We start from the raw sequence: 17,453 nt of genomic DNA, 5'->3' as shown, positions 1-17,453 counted from the left end.
GGCAGTAGGACATGAGCGACAGTCAGCACGGAATGAGCCGGCGTCGGATACTCGGCGCCTTCGCCGGGGTCGCCGGCGCGGCGGCCGTCGGCGCCGCCGGCTTCGGCTCCGCCGCCGTTGCCAACAGCAAGGGCAACGGCAACGGGGTGCTCGTCCCGCCCGGCAAGCGGGGCATCATCCTGTACAGCGTCCGGGACCGGATCAGCGCCGCCCCGGACACCAGCGGAGTGCCGTACGGCTTCGAGCGGGTGCTCGGCCGGCTCGCCGAGATCGGCTACAAGGAGGTGGAGTTCGCCGGCTACACCCAGCACACCAGCATCCTGGGCCGGCAGATCACCCCGACGGAGATCCGGAAGATCCTGGACGACAACGGGCTGCGCGCCAACGGCTCGCACGCCTCGATCCCCAGCACCGTCACGCCGAACACCATCGCCGCGTTCGAGCAGACCCTCGACACCGCCGAGATCCTCGGCATGCAGCACATCGGCACCGGCAGCGACCCGACGAGCAGCAACTACAAGGCCGACTGGGACGCCGCCGCCGACCGGTGGAACCTGTTCGGTGAGATGGCCCGTGCCCGTGGGCTGAAGCTGTACACGCACAACCACGACGCGGCGTACAACTTCCTGCTCGACAGCGGGCCGCTGGACGGGCTGGGTCGGCCCACCCGCTCCTCGGGCATCCGCAAGCTGGAGTACTTCTTCGACAAGACCGAGGCCGACCGGGTCTTCTTCGAGATGGACATCTACTGGGCGCACGTGGCCCAGCACCGCTTCCGTGCCTACACCGACCCGGACGGCAACCTGCAGACCGACGTCTTCGACCCGCTGGCCACGGTGGCGACCCGGACCATGCGGTTCCCGCTGTTCCACGCCAAGGACGGCGCGTTCAACCCGAACGTCGCGGCCGGGTACGAGATGGTGCCGCTCGGCCAGGGCGACATCGACTACGGCAACTTCTTCGCCAACATGGGCGCCAAGGGTTACCACAACCCGATGTGGGAGCAGGACAACGCGCCGGGCGGGGCCGCCGACCCGGGCCGTTCGCTGCGCTACGCCGAGGTGAGCTACCAGCACATGTCGGGTCTGCGGGGCTGACGGACTCGACATGCGGGAGACCGTGGACGCGGTGCCGGCGCGGCGGGCCCGCCCGCCGTGCCGGCACCGCCCGCGGTGACATCTTCAATCCCGGGGCCGCATCCGGTGACGGATGCGGCCCCGGCTCGCTACAGGCTGGAAACACCTACATGAAAGACTTCGGACGGGAGGTGTTGGTGATGACACTCGTCCGCCCAGAGAATCCGCAGCAGGCGAGGCTGGTCCGGCTGTTGCGCGACGACGGCCCCCGCTCCCGGGTGGAGCTGGGTGACATCCTGGGGTTGTCCCGCTCGACGCTCACCACCGAGTTGGATCGACTCGTCGCCCGCGGGCTGGTCGAGACCGCCGGGCAGGCCGCCTCCCGGGGCGGACGCCGGTCGTCGTTGCTGCGCCTCGCCGGTCGGGTGCGTTTCGCCAGCGTCGTCGTGGCGGCCGACCGGATCAGCGTGGCGCTGACCGACGGTGAGCTCAACGTGCTGGCCGAGACCGGTGAACCGGCGGACGTTCGGGGCGGGCCGGAGCCGGTGATCGCCCGGGCTGTCGAACTGGTCGAGAAGCTTCGCGCCGAACTCGGCGTCGCCGAACTCACCGGGGTCGGCATCGCGCTGCCCGGGCCGGTCGACGGCGGCGCCTCGGTCGCGCCGGCCGTGCTGCCCGGCTGGCAGCGGTTCCCGGTCCGGGACGCGTTCGCCACCGAGTTGGGCTGTCCGGCGCTCGTCGACAACGACGCGAACGTGCTCGCCCTCGGTGAGCAGCACGCCGGCATCGGCCGGACCTTCGACGACTTCCTCTACCTCAAGCTCGGCACCGCGATCGGCTGCGGGCTGGTGCTCAGCGGTTCGCTCTACCGGGGGGCGACGAGCAGCGCCGGTGACATCGCCCACCTGCCGCTCGGTGAGGACGGGCCGGTCTGCGCCTGCGGCGAATTCGGCTGCCTGGAGGCGTACTGCGGGGACGCGGGGCTGATCCGGGCGGCGTCGGCGGCTGCCCGCGGTGGCCGGTCGGAGTTGCTGGCGGCCCGACTGGCCGAGACGGGCACGCTCACCGTGCCGGACATCGCCTCGGCGGCGACCGCCGGTGATCCAGCCGCCCAGGCGCTGGTCCGCGACGCGGCCCGCCGGGTGGGGCGGGTACTCGTCGGACTGGTCAGCTTCTTCAACCCGGGCATCGTGGTGATCGGCGGGGCACCGGACGGGCTCGGGCACATCCTGCTCTCCGAGATCCGTGGCGTGGTCTACCGCCGGTCCGCGCCGCTGGCCACCGGGACCATGCCGGTGGTGCTCTCCGACCTGGCGGACCGGGCCGCCCTGGTCGGTGCGGCCCGGTTGGCCAGCGATCACGTCTTCACGTCCGGCTGACCGCGTCCGCGCGGCCCGGTGGTCGTCGGGCCGCACGGAAGGTGCGGTCAGTCCTTGCTGCTGAACGCCGCGTCGAAGGCGGCGGAGGGGGCGTCGAAGGCGAGCCGGCGCACGAACTGGAGCGCCTCGGGGGCACCGACCAGGCGGTCCATCCCGGCGTCCTCCCACTCGATCGAGATCGGCCCGTCGTAGCCGATCGCGTTGAGCGCCCGGAAGCAGTCCTCCCACGGCACGTCACCGTGACCGGTGGAGACGAAGTCCCAGCCGCGCCGCAGGTCGGCCCAGGGCAGGTGCGAGGCCAGCCGGCCGCGCCGGCCGTCACCGGTACGCACCTTGGCGTCCTTGCAGTCGACGTGGTAGATCCGGTCGGCGAAGTCGAAGATGAAGTTGACCGGGTCCAGCTCCTGCCAGACGAAGTGCGACGGGTCCCAGTTCAGGCCGAAGGCGGGCCGGTGGTCGATCGCCTCCAGGGTCCGCTTGGTGGTGTAGTAGTCGTAGGCGATCTCGCTCGGGTGCACCTCGTGGGCGAACCGCACCCCGACGGAGTCGAAGACGTCGAGGATCGGGTTCCACCGGTCAGCGAAGTCCTGGTAGCCGCGTTCGATCATCGACGGCGGCACCGGCGGGAACATCGCCAGGGTGTGCCAGATCGACGAGCCGGTGAAGCCGACGACGGTGTTGACGCCGAGCTTGGCCGCCGCACGGGCGGTGTCCTTGATCTCCTCGGCGGCCCGCTGGCGGACGCCTTCGGGCTCGCCGTCGCCCCAGATCCGGGCGGGCAGGATGCCCTGGTGCCGCTCGTCGATCGGGTGGTCGCAGACCGCCTGGCCGACCAGATGGTTGGAGATCGTGAAGACCTGGAGGTTGTGCTTGGCCAGCGTCTCGCGCTTGCGCTCGATGTACGAGTCGTCCGCGAGGGCCTTGTCGACCTCGAAGTGGTCGCCCCAGCAGGCCAGCTCCAGGCCGTCGTAGCCCCACTCGGCGGCGAGCCGGCACACCTCGTCGAACGGAAGGTCGGCCCACTGGCCGGTGAACAGCGTGATCGGTCGCGCCATCTGTCCTTTTCCCCTGTCGTGGTGTTGGGGATTCCGTGACTGCGGGACCGGGGCGAGGGATGCCGGATGCGGCGGCCTCGACGGTGTGCCGGTGGGCGTGGTCGCGCCTGGGGCCGACGGGTTGCGCCTCCCGTCGGCTCACCGGCCACCTCGCGGTCGCCGCCTTCACTCTAGGCCTGTCACCCGCGACGCAAAAGGCCCTCCGGTTTGCCGGTGTTAAGAGGGGCCCCTTGTACCACGCCAGGCGTTAACAAGGGGCCCTTCCTTACCTCGTTACGGGAGGATCCAGCGCTGGTTGGCGTTGGTGTGGCAGGTCCACAGGTGCACCGCCTGCCCGTCGGCGGAGCTGTTGTTCGACACGTCCAGACATTTGCCCGTCTGCGGGTTGCGCAGGGTGCCGTTCGACTGCGCCGACCAGTTCTGCGCGCCGCCGCCGTTGCACGTCCACAGCTGGATCTTCGTGCCGTCCGCGGAGGCCCCGCCGTTGACGTCCAGGCACTTGCCCAACGCCCGGATCGTCGAGTTCGGCGTCACCGTCCAGGTCTGCGCCGCACTGCCGTTGCAGGTGAGGATCTGGATCTGCGTACCGTCCGCCGACGACCCGTTGCGTACGTCGAGGCACTTGCCGCCCAGCCCGGTGATCGGGCCGGTGCCGCCGGTGCCGCCACCGCCCCGGACCAGGGTGAAGTCGTCGACGTCGAAGAGGCTGCCACCCGAGCCGGTGAAGGTCAGGTAGACGTTGCGGGTGCCGGACGGGACGTTTGACAGCGGGGCGCTGACGTCGACGAAGGTGTTCCAGTTGCCGGTGTTCGGTGCCGACACCGACCCGAGCACGGTGCCGGTGGTCGAGCCGGTACGCACCTGGATGGTCCCGCCGGGGCCGGCGGAGGCGATCCGGGCCCGCAGCGAGGTGACACCGGTCAGGTCCAGGTTGTTGTACGCCGCCCAGTCACCCGGATCGATGTAGCCCAGCACCTGGCCGCCGTTGGCGCCGGTCTTGCCGACCACGGTCACCCCGTTGGCCGAGTTGTACGCCTCGGCCTGCACGGTCGTGTTGCTGCCCGGCGGTGGGTTCGTGCCACCCAGTTCCTTGATCCGGATGTTGCGGAACGAGACGTCGTCGCCCGTACCGTGATTCTGGATGCCGATGTGACCGGCGAGCGAGCGGACCGGGTCGGTGTTGGTGAAGTCGTTGATCTTCACCCCGTTGAGGAACACCTGCAGGCGCTCCCCCTCCACCAGCAGTTCGTAGGTGTTCCACTCCCCTGCCGGGTTCAGCGCGGCGTCGCGGGCCGCGAGGTCGGCGGACTTGAAGCCGTACACCGCGCCGGTGGTGCGGTCGGCGGTGTCGGTGGGGTCGATCTGCACCTCGTAGCCGTTGTTGATGGCCGAGTTCGGGTCGCTCGACGGCGGGAAGCCGATGAACACCCCCGAGTTGTCGTCTCCGGCGATCCGCCAGTCCAGCTTGAGCGAGTAGTTGGTGAACTGCTTCGCGCTGTACCAGTACAGGCCCATCCCGCCGGTGGAGCTGAGGGTGGCGTCGGAGTTGGTGAAGCTGCCCGGGCCGGCCTGCGACCAGCCGGTGGTCGAGCCGTTGTAGAGCGTTGTGTAGCCGGTCTCGGCCCGGCAGTCGGCCTTGGTGCGGCCGGCCGCGTACCGGATGCCGCCGAGCAGGTGCGCCCGGAAGGCCGGCTCGGAGTACGACGCCTGGGTGTGCCCGGCCCCGGTGTAGAAGGACCGACCTCCGGCGTACGTCTTGCACCAGGCGATCGGGTGGTCGGCCCCCATCACCCCGCCGGAGTACGACGACTCGTCGAGGTTGGCCAGGATGCGGGCGCCCGGGCGGGGATTGGCCTGGAAGTCGTACCACTCGTCGGTGCGGGTCCAGTTCTGCGGCAGGTGGGCGGTGGCCGCGTGGGCGCGGTTCTCCACCCGGACGGTGGCCTGCGCAATGGCCGGGTGGGAGCGGAAGTACGCCCCGACCAGGTTGCCGTAGAAGGACCAGCCGTACTCGGTGTCGGCGGCGGCGTGCACACCCACGTAGCCGCCGCCGGAGCCGATGTACGACTCGAAGGCGGTCTGCTGGCTGGCGTTGAGCACGTCGCCTGTGGTGTTGAGGAAGACCACTGCCTCGTACTGGGCGAGATTGCCGGTGGTGAAGACACCGGCGTCCTCGGTGGCGGTGACCGTGAAGCTGTTGGCCGCGCCCAGGTCGCGGATGGTCTGGGTGCCCACCGCGATGGAGTCGTGGCGGAAGCCGGCGGTCTTGGAGAAGACCAGCACGTCGTACGGGGTGTCGGCGGCGCTGGCCGGGGTGGCCGGGGCGGTGCAGGCGATCACGGCGAGGGCCGCGGTGGCCACGCCGAGAACGGGGCGGAGCAGTCTGCGCATGTCGCTCTCCCAAACGGTCGTCGTGTTAGGAGGGGCCCCTTGTACAACGCTAGGCGTTAACAAGGGGCCCTTCCTTTCAGCTACGGAAGGATCCAGCGCTGGTTGGTGTTGGTGTGGCAGGTCCACAGGTGCACCGCCTGGCCGTCGGCCGAACTGTTGTTCGACACGTCCAGGCACTTACCGGAGTTCGGATTACGCAACGTGCCGTTCGACTGCGCCGACCAGACCTGGGCGACGCCGCCGTTGCACGTCCACAGCTGGATCTTCGTGCCGTCCGCCGAGGCGGCGGCGTTGACGTCCAGGCACTTGCCCAACGCCCGGATCGTCGAGTTCGGCGTCACCGTCCAGGTCTGCGCCGCACTGCCGTTGCAGGTGTAGATCTGGATCTGGGTGCCGTCGGCGGTGGCCGCGTTGCGTACGTCGAGGCACTTGCCGCCCAGGCCGGTGATCGGCCCGGTCCGGACGGTGCTGCCGCTGCCGGTGGTGAAGGCGAACGAGTCCAGGTCGTAGAGGTGGCCGGTGCCCGAGCCGGCGAAGGTCAGGTAGAGCGTGGTGGTGCCGGTGGGCGGGTTGCTGATGGCGCCGGTGACCGTGGTGAAGCTGTCCCAGGCCCCGGTGACGGGAACGGTCGCCGAGCCGAGGACGGTGCCGGTGGCCGAACCGGCCCGCACCTGGAGGGTGCCGCCGGCCCCGGCGGAGGAGACCCGGGCGCTGAACGAGGTGACGTTGCCCAGCCGGTACGGCTCGAACGCGATCCAGTCACCGTTGTTGATGTTGCCGACGGTCTTGCCGCCCTCGGCGGTCGGCTTGTCGAAGGCGTCGACACCGGAGGCGGTCCTGTAGTGCTCCGCCTGCCGTTTGCGGGGCTGGAGGGTGTGCTGTGTGTGGGTGGTCAGCCCACCGGCGTCGGTGTACTCGGCGTCGAAGATGCCGAAGATGTTGGCCGCGTCGTCGTGCTCACCGTCGACCGGTACGGCGATCGTGCCGGTGCAGCCGTTCTGCGAGGTGATCTGGTGACCGTGGCTGTCGTGGCCCAGTACGTAGGTCATCTTGACCTTGGTGCAGTCGATGGTGCCGTCCTCCGGGTCGGTGACGGTGATGCTGAACGGCACCGTGTCACCGAAGCTGAACAGTTGGCCGTTGCCGGGGCTGGTGATGGTGACCGTCGGGGCGGTGTTGCCGACCCCGATGCGTACGCTCGCCGTGCCGGTCGCGCCCTGCGGGTCGCGTACGGTCAGCGTGGCGGTGTAGTTGCCGTTGGCGGTGTACGTCTTGCTCGGGTTGGCGGCCGTCGAGGTGGTGCCGTCGCCGAACGCCCACGAGTAGGTGAGCGTCCCACCTTCCGGATCCGATGACCCGGCCGAGGAGAAGTTCACGGTCAACGGGGCGATCCCGGAGGTGCGGTTCGCCGAGGCCACCGCCGTCGGCGCCCGGTTGCCACCGCCGACGTAGTCGTAGCGGTAGAGGGCGGAGTTGGCGTCGCCGTTGTAGTAGCCGGTGCCGTAATCGAGCACGTACAGCGCGCCGTCCGGGCCGAAGGCCATGTCCATGACCTGCTTGCCGTTCCACGGGAACGAGGCGTCGATGGTGCCCACCGAGCCGTCGGCGTTGACGTGGATCGGCTTGATCCAGCCTCGGCCGAACTCACCGGCGAAGAACTGGCCGTCGAAGCTCTGCGGCCACTTGGTGGTCGACGTCGACGCGGCGTTGTAGCGGTAGACCGGCCCACCCGACGGGGATTCGGAGCCGCCACCGAACTCCGGCGGGCTGCCGGCGTCTCCGGCGTACCGGATCCAGGCGGGTTTGGCCGCCGGCAGGGTGGTCAGGCCGGTGTTGCGGAACGAGTTGTTTGTGGCGCCGCCGGTGCAGTTGTACTTCGCCCCGGCGGTGTTGTTGGCGAAGTTCCATTCGGCGTACGTCTCGTTGGTGGTGTTGGTGCCGGTGCAGTACGGCCAGCCGTAGAAGCCGGGGCCGGTGATCCGGTTGAACTCGACCTGTCCGGAGGGGCCACGGGCGCTGGTGGAGCCGGCGTCCGGCCCGTAGTCGCCGACGTAGACGATGCCGGTGGCCTTGTCGACGCTCATCCGGAACGGGTTGCGCAGGCCCATGGCGTAGATCTCCGGGCGGGTGTTCGCGGTGCCGGGGGCGAACATGTTGCCGGCCGGGATCGAGTACGAGCCGTTGGCGTTGACCTTGATCCGGAGGATCTTGCCGCGCAGGTCGTTGGTGTTGGCCGCGCTGCGCTGTGCGTCGTACGCCGGGTTGCGGTTGGTCCGCTCGTCGATCGGGGCGTAGCCGCCGGAGTCGAAGGGGTTGGTGTCGTCACCGGTGGAGAGGTAGAGGTTGCCGGCGGCGTCGAAGTCGATGTCGCCACCGACGTGGCAGCACATGCCCCGGTCGGCGGCGACGTCGAGGACGTCGACCTTGCTGGCCGCATTGACTGTGAAGTCGGCGTTGAGGGTGAACCGGGAGAGCCGGTTGACGCCCTGCCAGGCGGAGAAGCTGGTGCCGGTGGCCGGGGCGTCACCGCCGGGGGTGGACAGCGGCGGCGCGTAGTAGAGGAAGATGTGCCGGTTGCTGGCGAAGTTGGGGTCCACGCCGACGCCCTGCAACCCTTCCTCGTCGTGGGTGTAGACCGGGATCGTGCCGATCACCGTGGTGTTGCCGGCCGCGTCGGTGCGGCGCAACGTGCCGTTGCGGGCGGTGTGCAGGACGGAGCGGTCCGGCAGTACCGCCAGGGTCATCGGCTCGCCGACCTCGGCGACCCCCTTGGCGAGGGTGACCTGCTGGAAGTCGGTGGCCACGATGGGGTGGGCCTGGGCCGGAGTCGGTCCGCCGAGCGCGGTCGGACCGGCACCGAGGGCGACCGTGCCGGCCGTGACGGCCAGGAGCAGGGCCGCGCCGGAGGTGAGCCACCGTGCGGGGTGGCGAGTGCTGTCCATTGTGGACATTGGAGGCTGTCCCTTCCTGACGGGTAAAGCCAGGCGGGGCGCGCGCCGTCGCGCCGAATGCCGTAGCGGGGGGGATTGCCCGGACGACCGATGGCCGGGGTGCGTGGTCGCGCGGGGATGGAGACGGGTCAGTCCGAGGTTCCCGCGCCGCCGGTTCACCTCATCGAAACATTTCGGTACCGGCTATGACACTAAGTGGCATTCGTCGATGTGTCCATACCTTCCGCCGAGGACGCATGGACTTTCGTATATATGATCAGAAGTTGGGGAGGTTCCGAACGATCCACCTGCACGTCAACGGTGGCGGTCGACCGCCTGAGCCGCCAACGCGGTAAGCGCCGCCCGACTCTCCGGCGTCACAGTTGTCTGCGCCAGAGCGGCCAACGCGGCGTCGGCCCGGACCTGGATCATCTGCTCGATCGTGGTACGCGCACCGGTGCTCTCGATGATCTCGCGCAGCTCGGCGGCGCCCTCGGCGTCCAGGTCAGGATTGCCGAACAGCTCCCGCAGCCGGGCACTCTGCGCCCGGTTCGCCGCGTCGCGGGCCAACGCCATCATCACCGTCGGCTTGCCCTCGCGCAGATCGTCGAGGATCGACTTACCGGTGACCGCCGGATCACCGAAGACCCCGAGCACGTCGTCACGCAGCTGGAAGGCGTCGCCCAACGGGTCGCCGAACTCGGCCAGCGCGTCGACCAGCTCCGATGACGCCCCGGCCAACGTGGCGCCGATCTGCAACGGCCGGGTCACCGTGTACCGGGCCGCCTTCATCCGGATCACGGTGAGCGCGCTGGCCACCGAGCCGCCCCCGACACCGGAGACCAGGTCGAGGTACTCCCCCGCGATCACCTCGGTACGCATCAACGAGAAGACGGCGTAGCCCCGGTGCACCGACTCGGCGTCCAACCCGCACTCGTGGAACATCTGGTCCGACCAGGCCGCACAGAGGTCGCCGCAGAGCAGGGCGGTGTTGCGCCCGTACGCCTCCGGGTCGCCCCGCCAGGACGACCGGGTGTGCAGGTCGGCGAAGATCCGGTGCACCGAGGGTTCGCCCCGACGGCGGTCGCTGCCGTCGAGGATGTCGTCGTGGATCAACGCGAAGGCGTGGAACAGCTCCAGCGCCGCGGCGGCGGTCACGATCGGGGTGCTGTCCGGGCCACCGGCCGCCCGCCAGCCCCAGTAGCAGAACAGCGGTCGCAGCCGCTTGCCGCCGGCCAGCACGAAGCGGTGCAGCGTGGTGAAAACGCCCCGTGGCGCGCCGTCCGGCCAGTCCGGGTCCTGCCGGTCGAGAAAGGCGGTCAACTCCGCGTCGAACCGGGCCCGCAGTTCGTTCGCGTCCGTCGGAGTGATCGTGGCCGTCACAACGCCTCCAGTCCGGCCAGCTCCAGCAGCAGCCCCTTCACCTCCGTGGCGGCGATGCGGTCCCGGGCCGGCGACGGGTCGGAGCAGAGCAGCACCGGCCCGTCGGCCGGGTCGGTCGGCAGCCGACCGTGCGAGCCGCGTACCGCCCGCGCACCGGCGTCCAGGCCGACCACGCTCATCAGGTACCGCATGCCCAGCTTCTTGCGGGCCAGCGCAACGGCCGCCCGTCGCTTCGCCGCGCCCGGTGCGGCCGGGTCGAAGAACAGCTCCGCCGGGTCGTACCCGGGTTTGCGGTGGATCTCGACCAGCCGGGCGAAGTCCGGCGCCCGGGCGTCGTCGAGCCAGTAGTAGTACGTGAACCAGGCGTCGGGCTCGGCCACCAGCACCAGTTCACCGGCGCGCGGATGGTCCAGCCCGTGTGCCGCCTTGCCGTCCGCGTCGAGCACCTCGGCCACCCCGGGCAGCCCGGCGCAGAGCTTCGCCACCGCCGGCACGTCCGCCGGATCGCGGACGTAGACGTGGGCGATCTGGTGGTCGGCGACCGCGAACGCCCGCGACGTCCACGGGTCGAGGTACTCCATGCCGGCCTGGGTGTGCACCCGCAACAGCCCTTCGGCGCGCAGCAGCCGGTTCACGTCGACCGGCCGGGAGACGTCGGTGATGCCGTACTCGGAGAGCACCACCACCGTCGTGTCCCGAGCCTGCGCGGCGTCCAACAGCGGCGCGAGCACCCCGTCCAGTTCGGCTGCCGCGGCGGCGGCCTGGGGTGCGGACGGCCCGAAGCGTTGCAGGTCGTAGTCCAGGTGCGGCACGTAGACCAGGGTCAGGTCGGGAGACTGCTCGGTGAGGATCTGCTCGGCGGCCCGGCAGATCCAGCTCGATGACGGCAGACCCGCGCCCGGCCCCCAGTAGGTGAACAGCGGGAAGGTGCCCAGTCGCGCGGTGAGGTCGTCGTGCAGCTGCGGCGGATCGGTGTAGCAGTCCGGCTCCTTGCGGCCGTCGGCGTAGTAGACCGGCCGCGGGGTGACCGTCCAGTCGACGTCCGCGCCCATCGCGTACCACCAGCAGACGTTGGCCACCGTGTAGTCGCTGCGTACCCGCCGGGCGGCCTGCCAGAGCTTCTCCCCGCCGACCAGCGCGTTGTGCTGCCGCCAGAGCAGCACCTCACCGAGATCACGGAAGTACCAGCCGTTGCCGACGATGCCGTGCTCGGCCGGCAGCGCACCGGTGAGGAAGGTCGACTGCACCGAACAGGTCACCGCCGGCAGCACCGTACCCAGCTCGGCGGAGAAGCCGGTGTCGGCCACCGCGCGCAGCCGGGGCATGTGGGCCAGCAGCCGCGGGGTCAGCCCCACCACGTCCAGCACCAGCAGTTTTCGGGTCATGGGGTAACCACCGTTTCGGTCGGGGTCAGCCCGAGGGCGACCAGTTCGTCGCGGGCGAAGGCCAACTCGGCGGCGATCCCGGCGGCCAGCTCCGCGTCGGTGCCGGGGCGCCGCGCGGCCGGCAGCACCCCCCAGGTGTACGTCTCGACGTCGAGGTGGTCGCAGCCGGCATCGACCCCGGCGAAGAGGGCGGCCAGCGCGGCGCGCAGCACCGGCAGGGTCGAGTCCAGCGGCGGTTCGGGCGGGGCGTGCAACGGCACGTGGTAGTGCACCCGCCACGGGCCGGGCAGCCCGGCGTCGAGAGCGAGATCGAGGTCGTCGGCGGCCCACCGGGGATCCGCCGGGTCGTGCGACCCGGCGCAGCCGACGGTACGGGTCTGGTGCAGGAACCGCGGCTCGACCCAGCGGCGCAGCGCGGCCGTCTCGCCCGCCGGGTCGGTGGCCTCCAGCGCGGCGGACACCTGCACCTTCACCACCGGCAGGCCGGCCGCGGCCAGCCGGTCGAGGGCGATGCTCGGCTCCTCCCACGCGCAGGCGAGATGGGCCAGGTCCAGGCAGACGCCGAGCCGCTCGGTGTCCATCCCGGACAACGCCGACACCGCCTGCGCGCTGCTCTCCACCACGCAGCCGGGCTCCGGCTCGAAGCCGACCCGGATCACCCGGCCGCTGTCCCGCTCGACCGCGGCCAGGCCGGCGGCGAGCTGGTCGAGACGCCGCCGGGCCGCGTCCGCACGTGCGGTGTCCCAGGGCGTACGCCAGGCCAACGGCAGGGTGGAGATCGAGCCTCGGGCGGCGTCGTCGGGCAGCAGGTCGGCCAGCACCCGGGCCAGATCCACTGTGTAGTCCAGCCGCTGCTGCGTGGTCCAGTCCGGCTGGTAGACCGCGCCCTTGACCACCGGCGCCTGGAAGGCGGCGTACGGGAAGCCGTTGAGCGTGACCACCTCCAGCCCCCGTACCGTCAACTCGGTGCGCAACCGACGGCGGGCGTCCGCGTCGGCGGCCAGTTCGGCGGCGACCGGGGCGGCCAGCCACAGGCCCAGGCCGAGCAGGTCGGCACCGAGCGCCGTACGGACCGGCAGCGCGTAGCGGTCGAGTTGGGCGAGGATGCCGGCGAGGTCCTCGGCCGGATGCACGTTCGTGCAGTAGCCGAGGTGGATGGTGCGCCCGCCGGCATGCCGTAGTCGCATCAGCCGCCGCCGCGCAGGATCGAGTTGCCGGCGAAGGTGGCTTCGGCACCGTCACCGTCGCTGAGGTCGAGCCGACCCGACTGCCCGTAGAACTCGATCGGGTTGCGCCAGAGCACCCGGTCGACGTCCTCGTCGGTGAACCCGGCAGCCAGCATCGCCTCGCCGGTGGCCCGGGTCAGCAGCGGATCCGACCGCCCCCAGTCGGCGGCGGAGTTGACGAGCATCCGCTCGGTGCCGTACGCCTTGAGCAGTTCGACCATCCGGGGCGGCGACATCTTGGTGTCCGGATAGATCGAGAAGCCGAGCCAGCAGCCGGTGTCCCGGACCTGCTTCACGGTCACCTCGTTGAGGTGGTCGACCACCACGCGCCCCGGTTCGATGCCGGACTCGGCGACCACGGCCAGGGTGCGGTCGACACCGCGGGCCTTGTCCCGGTGCGGGGTGTGCACCAGCGCCGGCAGGTCGTGGGCGACCGCCAGGGCGAGTTGGGCGGCGAAGGCGGCGTCCTCCTCCGGCGTCATCGAGTCGTACCCGATCTCGCCGACCGCGACCACGCCGTCCTTCTCCAGGTAGCGGGGCAGCACGTCGAGCACCGGCCGGCAACGCGGGTCGTTTGCCTCCTTCGGGTTGAGCGCGACCGTGGCATGGTGCCGTATCCCGAACTGCCCGGCCCGGAACGGCTCCCAGCCGACAAGCGAGTCGAAGTAGTCGGTGAACGATCCGACGTTGGTACGCGGCTGGCCCAGCCAGAACGCCGGCTCCACGATCGCCTGCACCCCTGCGGCGGCCATCCGCTCGTAGTCGTCGGTGGTGCGGGACGTCATGTGGATGTGCGGGTCGAAGATGCGCATCACGCCTCCCTGTGGTGCGGTTGGCTGCCGGCGGTCAGCCGGTCCAGCAGCGCGGTGGCGTCGTCGGGCATGCTCCGGCCCGCGGCCTGCCGTTCGGCGGCGAGCCCGGCGAGCATCACCGCCAGTTCCCCGTCGGCGCGGGCGTCGAGATCCGCCACCACCGCCAGCGGTACGCCGGTGAAGACGCACTTGAGCACCGCCTGCCGCCAGGTCGAGGCGTCGAGATGTGCCGCGTACGGGCCGAGGGCTGCGGCGACCAGCCGGGTGTCGTTGGTACGCAGCGCGTCGTGCAGCAGCGGCACCCCGGCCGCACCGATCGGCAGCAGCGGCAACGCCTTGAGCACGGCCCGCTTCTCGGCGGCGTCGCCGGTGCGGTACAGCGCTTCGGCCCGCTCGGCGTGCTCGGCCGGCAGGTTGGCCAGCAGCAGCGCGCGGGCCGCCTCGTCAGCGGTCCACCCGGGCAGGTCGGGCAGGTCGGCCCGGCCGCAGCGCCGGCCGACCGCCGGGAAGAACCTCGTGATCGCCGACGGCTGTGCCGCGACGCCCGCCAGGGCCGCCACCAACCAGTCCGGGTCGGGTATGCCCCGCAGGGCCGCCCGCAGGTCGTCCGATCTCATCGCCGTCCTCACCCCTCTCATGTCGCGCTGCCTCGTCATCGCAGACCCGGGTCGTCCCCACGGCCCCTTTGCTCTGCTTCAACCCACGCAGCGGTCGCTGTCCGGATATCGGACGCCAGTGATGCGTCCGGTGAAGCAGAGCAAAGGGGTTCGGTAGGAATGTCGTCCGCCGCGGCGGCACGCTCAGCAGTGCCGGCCACCGGCGTGGCCAGGGCGGGCAGCGCGGTGGAGGCGATGCGGAGGTAGTCCAGCGATCGGGCTGCTACGGCCGGTGCGGCGTGCGAGTGGCGGGGCAGCTCGACCGCGACCAGGCCTCGGTAGTCGACCTCGCGCAACGCGGCCAGCACCGGCGGGAAGTCGATCTCGCCCTCGCCGAACTCCAGATGTTCGTGCGTACCGCGCCGCATGTCGTCGATCTGCACGTTGACCAGGTGGTTGCCGACGTCACGGACGCAGTCGGGCACGGACAGCGACTCCAGGCAGCGGCAGTGTCCGATGTCGAGGGTGATGCCCAGGCAGGCCGGTGCGCCGAGCGCCGCGTGCAGCCGCCGCCAGCCGGCGATGTCCTCGACCAGCATGCCCGGCTCGGGTTCGAAACCGAGCGTCACGCCGGCCCGGTCGGCCGCCTCGACCACTGTGGCACAGCCGGCCACCAGGCGGTCCCAGGCCAGGGTCGGTGCGACCGCCTCGGGGCGTACCCCGGCCCAGAAGGAGACCGCCTCGGCACCGAGGTCGGCGCCGATGGTTACGGCCCGGCGCAGGAACTCCACCCGCAGCGCGGCGTCGTCGTGCAGCAGTGTCGGGGCGTGCTTGCGCCACGGGTCGAGCAGGTACCGGGCACCGGTCTCGATCACCACGGCGAGGCCGAGGTCGGTCAGCCGACGCGCGACGGCGTCGACCCGCCGGGCCAGTTCCGGCGCGAACGGGTCGAGATGGTCGTGGTCCAGGGTCAGCGCGACGCCGACGTAACCGAGGTCGGCGATGACCGCCAGCGCGTCGTCGAGACGATGGTTGGCGAAGCCGTTGGTGCCGTACCCGAAGCGTAGGCCGCCAGGCCCGCCGACCGGGGGGACGGGCCTGCCCTCGGCAGCGGTCATGTCGGGGAGACCTTCCGGGCCAGCCGTCGAGCCAGTGGTGCCGCCGCCGCCACGGCCACCCCGAGCAGGCCGGCACCGGCCCGTGCGGTCAATGCGCCCTGCAGGGCGGGCAGACCGGTGATGCCGGCACCGACAGCCGCGCGGACCCGGCCGGCGGTGGGCTCGCTGACCACCCGAGCCTGCGCGGCGCCGTAGCGGGCGGCGTACCACCCGGCGAGAACGGCCGGCAGCGCCGCCGCTACCGCGCCGACCGCACGGCGGCCGACTCCGAAGCGCTCGCCGCGGCGGGGGCCGTGCGCCTGCCGGGCGGCGGGGTCTTCCGCACGGAGGGCGGGGGGTACCGCGGCGCTCGCCGCGACCAGGGCGGTGCCGGCGAGCGTACGCAGCGGCAGCGCCTTGTCAGCGCCGTCGACCTCGCGTCGGGACAGGGCGGTGACGGTCCAGGTGTGTGCGGCCACGGTCACCGCTGCCGGTAGTGCCCGGAGCGGGCGGCCACCGGCGGCACCGAGCAGCACGTCCAGCCCACGGCAGGCGGCCATCACGGCCGGGCCGGCGGCGGTGTTCTTGGCCAGGAGGTCGTACCCCCAGATGGTGGCGGCCAGCGGCACCGCGACGGCGGCGGCGCGGCGTCCCCCGGCGGCGGCGGCGAGGCCGACGCCCGCGGCGGTGAGGCCGGCGGCGAGGCCGACCGCCGCGCCGGGGCTGATCCGCCCGCTCGGGATGGGCCGCTCCGGGCGTTCGACCGCGTCCAGCTTTCGGTCGGCCCAGTCGTTGGCGGCCATGCCGGCCCAGTAGAGCAGCACCGACGCGGTCGCCAGAGCCGGCGTACGGGGACCGAGCGCGCCGGCCGCGGCGGCACCGGCGACCACGTCACCGGGCACCGAGAGGGCGGCCGGGGCCCGGACCAACTCGACGAGGTCAGCCACGCGGGTCATCGGTGCCTCCGGTGTGCAGCCGGTGGGCGAACTCGCACAGCCGGGTCCACTGGTCGGCCAGCGAGTGGGTGCCTTCCCCGAGCGGGTCCTTGAAGAAGAAGGCCAACTCGGTCAGCGGCCCGCTACGGCCGGCGGCGTGCGCGGCGGCGGCGAGCCGGGCCAGGTCGAGCACGAGCGGGGCGGCCAGCGCCGAGTCGCAGCCGTGCCAGGTGAACTCCAGGCGCATGCCGGTGCCGAGGAAGCCGGCGAAGGTGATCAGGTCCCAGGCGGTCTTGAAGTCGCCCAGTTCCTCGACGTAGTCGATGCGGGTGTCGCCCTGGGGCAGGTAGCCGAGCGTCTCGCCGAGCACCCGCTGCTTGCTGCGTACCTTGGCGGCGTTGGCGGCCGGGTCGGCCAGGGTGGCGCCGTCTCCCCCGCCGAGCAGGTTGGTGCCGGACCAGGAGCGCACGTGCAGGTTGCGCATCGCGAACATCGGAGCCAGTACGGACTTGAGCAGCGTCTCGCCGGTCTTGCCGTCGTGCCCGGCGTACGGCACCCGGTGCTGCTCGGCCAACGCGCTAAGCGCCGGCAGCCGCAGCCCGGTCGACGGGGTGAAGTCGACGTACGGGCAGCCCGCCGTCACCGCCGCGTACGCGTACAGCGAGCTGGGTGGCAGCACCTCGTCGGGGCCGGTGAGGGCGGCGCTGAGCGCGGCCGGGTCGGCGTGGGCGGGGTGTGGCTCGGGGGCCGCTTCGGTGGCCGAGACGTTGACCACCACGACCCGGGCCAGCCCGTGTCGGTCACGGAACCCGGTGAGGTCGCGGACGATCGCGGCGGCCCGGTCGGCCTGGCTGCCGTCGGTCGGCGCGGGACGCAGTTCCTGGTCGACCGCGGCCAGTTCCTCGGGCAGTGCGGCGACCAGTCGCGCGGGCAGCACCCCGGCGGCGGCGAGCGTCTCGGCCCGCTTGGCCAGTGGGGTGGCGACCACGTCGTGCCCGCCGAAGACCAGGTCGGAGAAGGTCGGTAGGGCGGGACCACCCACCGCGGGCAGTTCGGTGACACACCCGGTCGGCCTGGTCAGCCCGGCGCGCAGCGCGAGCGCCCCGACGATGCTGGTGGTCGCGACCGAGCCGCGCGCTCCCACCAGCCAGACACCCGTACGCATGGCGCTCCTTCCCGTTCGATGGG

Annotated in this window: 13 protein-coding genes; 2 read left to right on the top strand and 11 right to left on the bottom strand. The window is 71.6% G+C overall.

Annotated elements, in window-relative coordinates; all coding sequences use genetic code 11:
* Positions 1-11 precede the first annotated feature (11 nt).
* Both EG812_RS23780 and EG812_RS23775 read left to right on the top strand, forming a co-directional pair.
* Positions 12-1,097, top strand: a complete 1,086-nt coding sequence (locus EG812_RS23780) for a sugar phosphate isomerase/epimerase family protein (RefSeq protein WP_233579602.1) — start codon at positions 12-14, stop codon at positions 1,095-1,097.
* A gap of 179 nt (positions 1,098-1,276) precedes the next feature.
* The gene (locus EG812_RS23775; RefSeq protein WP_013735332.1) at positions 1,277-2,455 is read left to right on the top strand and encodes an ROK family transcriptional regulator; all 1,179 of its coding nucleotides are present in this window, start codon (positions 1,277-1,279) and stop codon (positions 2,453-2,455) included.
* Positions 2,456-2,502: 47 nt separating this feature from the next.
* Here EG812_RS23775 and EG812_RS23770 read toward each other — a convergent pair whose 3' ends face one another.
* The 11 genes from EG812_RS23770 to EG812_RS23720 form a co-directional block, all read right to left on the bottom strand.
* The gene (locus EG812_RS23770) at positions 2,503-3,510 is read right to left on the bottom strand and encodes a sugar phosphate isomerase/epimerase family protein (protein WP_013735333.1); all 1,008 of its coding nucleotides are present in this window, start codon (positions 3,508-3,510) and stop codon (positions 2,503-2,505) included.
* A 273-nt stretch (positions 3,511-3,783) separates the two neighbouring features.
* Positions 3,784-5,901 carry a ThuA domain-containing protein gene (locus EG812_RS23765; RefSeq protein ID WP_126712797.1) on the bottom strand — a complete coding sequence of 706 codons (2,118 nt, stop codon included), beginning with the start codon at positions 5,899-5,901 and terminating at the stop codon, positions 3,784-3,786.
* Positions 5,902-5,981: 80 nt separating this feature from the next.
* Entirely contained in the window at positions 5,982-8,843 is a 2,862-nt protein-coding gene (locus EG812_RS23760; RefSeq protein WP_126712796.1) for a PQQ-dependent sugar dehydrogenase, read from the bottom strand.
* A 303-nt stretch (positions 8,844-9,146) separates the two neighbouring features.
* Entirely contained in the window at positions 9,147-10,214 is a 1,068-nt protein-coding gene (locus tag EG812_RS23755; RefSeq protein WP_013735336.1) for a polyprenyl synthetase family protein, read from the bottom strand.
* Positions 10,211-11,599: an alkaline phosphatase family protein gene (locus EG812_RS23750; RefSeq protein ID WP_013735337.1), complete on the bottom strand. Its 1,389-nt coding sequence runs from the start codon at positions 11,597-11,599 to the stop codon at positions 10,211-10,213. The genes EG812_RS23755 and EG812_RS23750 overlap by 4 nt, the downstream gene beginning before the upstream one ends.
* Complete coding sequence (eboE, locus tag EG812_RS23745; RefSeq protein WP_126712795.1) at positions 11,596-12,786, bottom strand: metabolite traffic protein EboE; 1,191 nt, start codon at positions 12,784-12,786, stop codon at positions 11,596-11,598. Before eboE ends, EG812_RS23750 begins: the two co-directional genes overlap by 4 nt.
* The gene (locus EG812_RS23740; RefSeq protein WP_013735339.1) at positions 12,786-13,637 is read right to left on the bottom strand and encodes a TatD family hydrolase; all 852 of its coding nucleotides are present in this window, start codon (positions 13,635-13,637) and stop codon (positions 12,786-12,788) included. The genes eboE and EG812_RS23740 overlap by 1 nt, the downstream gene beginning before the upstream one ends.
* Positions 13,637-14,254, bottom strand: coding sequence for an EboA domain-containing protein (locus EG812_RS23735; RefSeq protein WP_126712794.1), 618 nt, complete (start codon positions 14,252-14,254; stop codon positions 13,637-13,639). The genes EG812_RS23740 and EG812_RS23735 overlap by 1 nt, the downstream gene beginning before the upstream one ends.
* A 35-nt stretch (positions 14,255-14,289) precedes the next feature.
* Positions 14,290-15,351: a sugar phosphate isomerase/epimerase family protein gene (locus tag EG812_RS23730; protein WP_081476191.1), complete on the bottom strand. Its 1,062-nt coding sequence runs from the start codon at positions 15,349-15,351 to the stop codon at positions 14,290-14,292.
* On the bottom strand, positions 15,348-16,286 hold the full coding sequence (locus EG812_RS23725) for an SCO3242 family prenyltransferase (protein WP_126712793.1): 939 nt from the start codon (positions 16,284-16,286) through the stop codon (positions 15,348-15,350). The genes EG812_RS23730 and EG812_RS23725 overlap by 4 nt, the downstream gene beginning before the upstream one ends.
* Positions 16,270-17,430 carry an inositol-3-phosphate synthase gene (locus tag EG812_RS23720; RefSeq protein WP_013735341.1) on the bottom strand — a complete coding sequence of 387 codons (1,161 nt, stop codon included), beginning with the start codon at positions 17,428-17,430 and terminating at the stop codon, positions 16,270-16,272. The genes EG812_RS23725 and EG812_RS23720 overlap by 17 nt, the downstream gene beginning before the upstream one ends.
* Positions 17,431-17,453: the final 23 nt, after the last annotated feature.

The organism is Verrucosispora sp. FIM060022, assembly GCF_003977705.1.
GTDB lineage: Bacteria > Actinomycetota > Actinomycetes > Mycobacteriales > Micromonosporaceae > Micromonospora > Micromonospora gifhornensis.
Note: the sequence above shows the minus strand (reverse complement) of the source record. Positions and strands in the feature narration are given on the sequence as shown.

Bases quoted from the DNA above. Each gene is read 5' to 3' on its own strand.
- EG812_RS23770 (WP_013735333.1), bottom strand. From the start codon at position 3,510: ATGGCGCGACCGATCACGCTGTTCACCGGCCAGTGGGCCGACCTTCCG.
- EG812_RS23735 (WP_126712794.1), bottom strand. From the start codon at position 14,254: ATGAGATCGGACGACCTGCGGGCGGCCCTGCGGGGCATACCCGACCCG.
- EG812_RS23720 (WP_013735341.1), bottom strand. From the start codon at position 17,430: ATGCGTACGGGTGTCTGGCTGGTGGGAGCGCGCGGCTCGGTCGCGACC.
- EG812_RS23740 (WP_013735339.1), bottom strand. From the start codon at position 13,637: ATGCGCATCTTCGACCCGCACATCCACATGACGTCCCGCACCACCGAC.
- EG812_RS23775 (WP_013735332.1), top strand. From the start codon at position 1,277: ATGACACTCGTCCGCCCAGAGAATCCGCAGCAGGCGAGGCTGGTCCGG.
- EG812_RS23765 (WP_126712797.1), bottom strand. From the start codon at position 5,901: ATGCGCAGACTGCTCCGCCCCGTTCTCGGCGTGGCCACCGCGGCCCTC.
- EG812_RS23760 (WP_126712796.1), bottom strand. From the start codon at position 8,843: ATGGACAGCACTCGCCACCCCGCACGGTGGCTCACCTCCGGCGCGGCC.
- EG812_RS23725 (WP_126712793.1), bottom strand. From the start codon at position 16,286: ATGACCCGCGTGGCTGACCTCGTCGAGTTGGTCCGGGCCCCGGCCGCC.
- eboE (WP_126712795.1), bottom strand. From the start codon at position 12,786: ATGCGACTACGGCATGCCGGCGGGCGCACCATCCACCTCGGCTACTGC.
- EG812_RS23730 (WP_081476191.1), bottom strand. From the start codon at position 15,351: ATGACCGCTGCCGAGGGCAGGCCCGTCCCCCCGGTCGGCGGGCCTGGC.
- EG812_RS23780 (WP_233579602.1), top strand. From the start codon at position 12: ATGAGCGACAGTCAGCACGGAATGAGCCGGCGTCGGATACTCGGCGCC.
- EG812_RS23750 (WP_013735337.1), bottom strand. From the start codon at position 11,599: ATGACCCGAAAACTGCTGGTGCTGGACGTGGTGGGGCTGACCCCGCGG.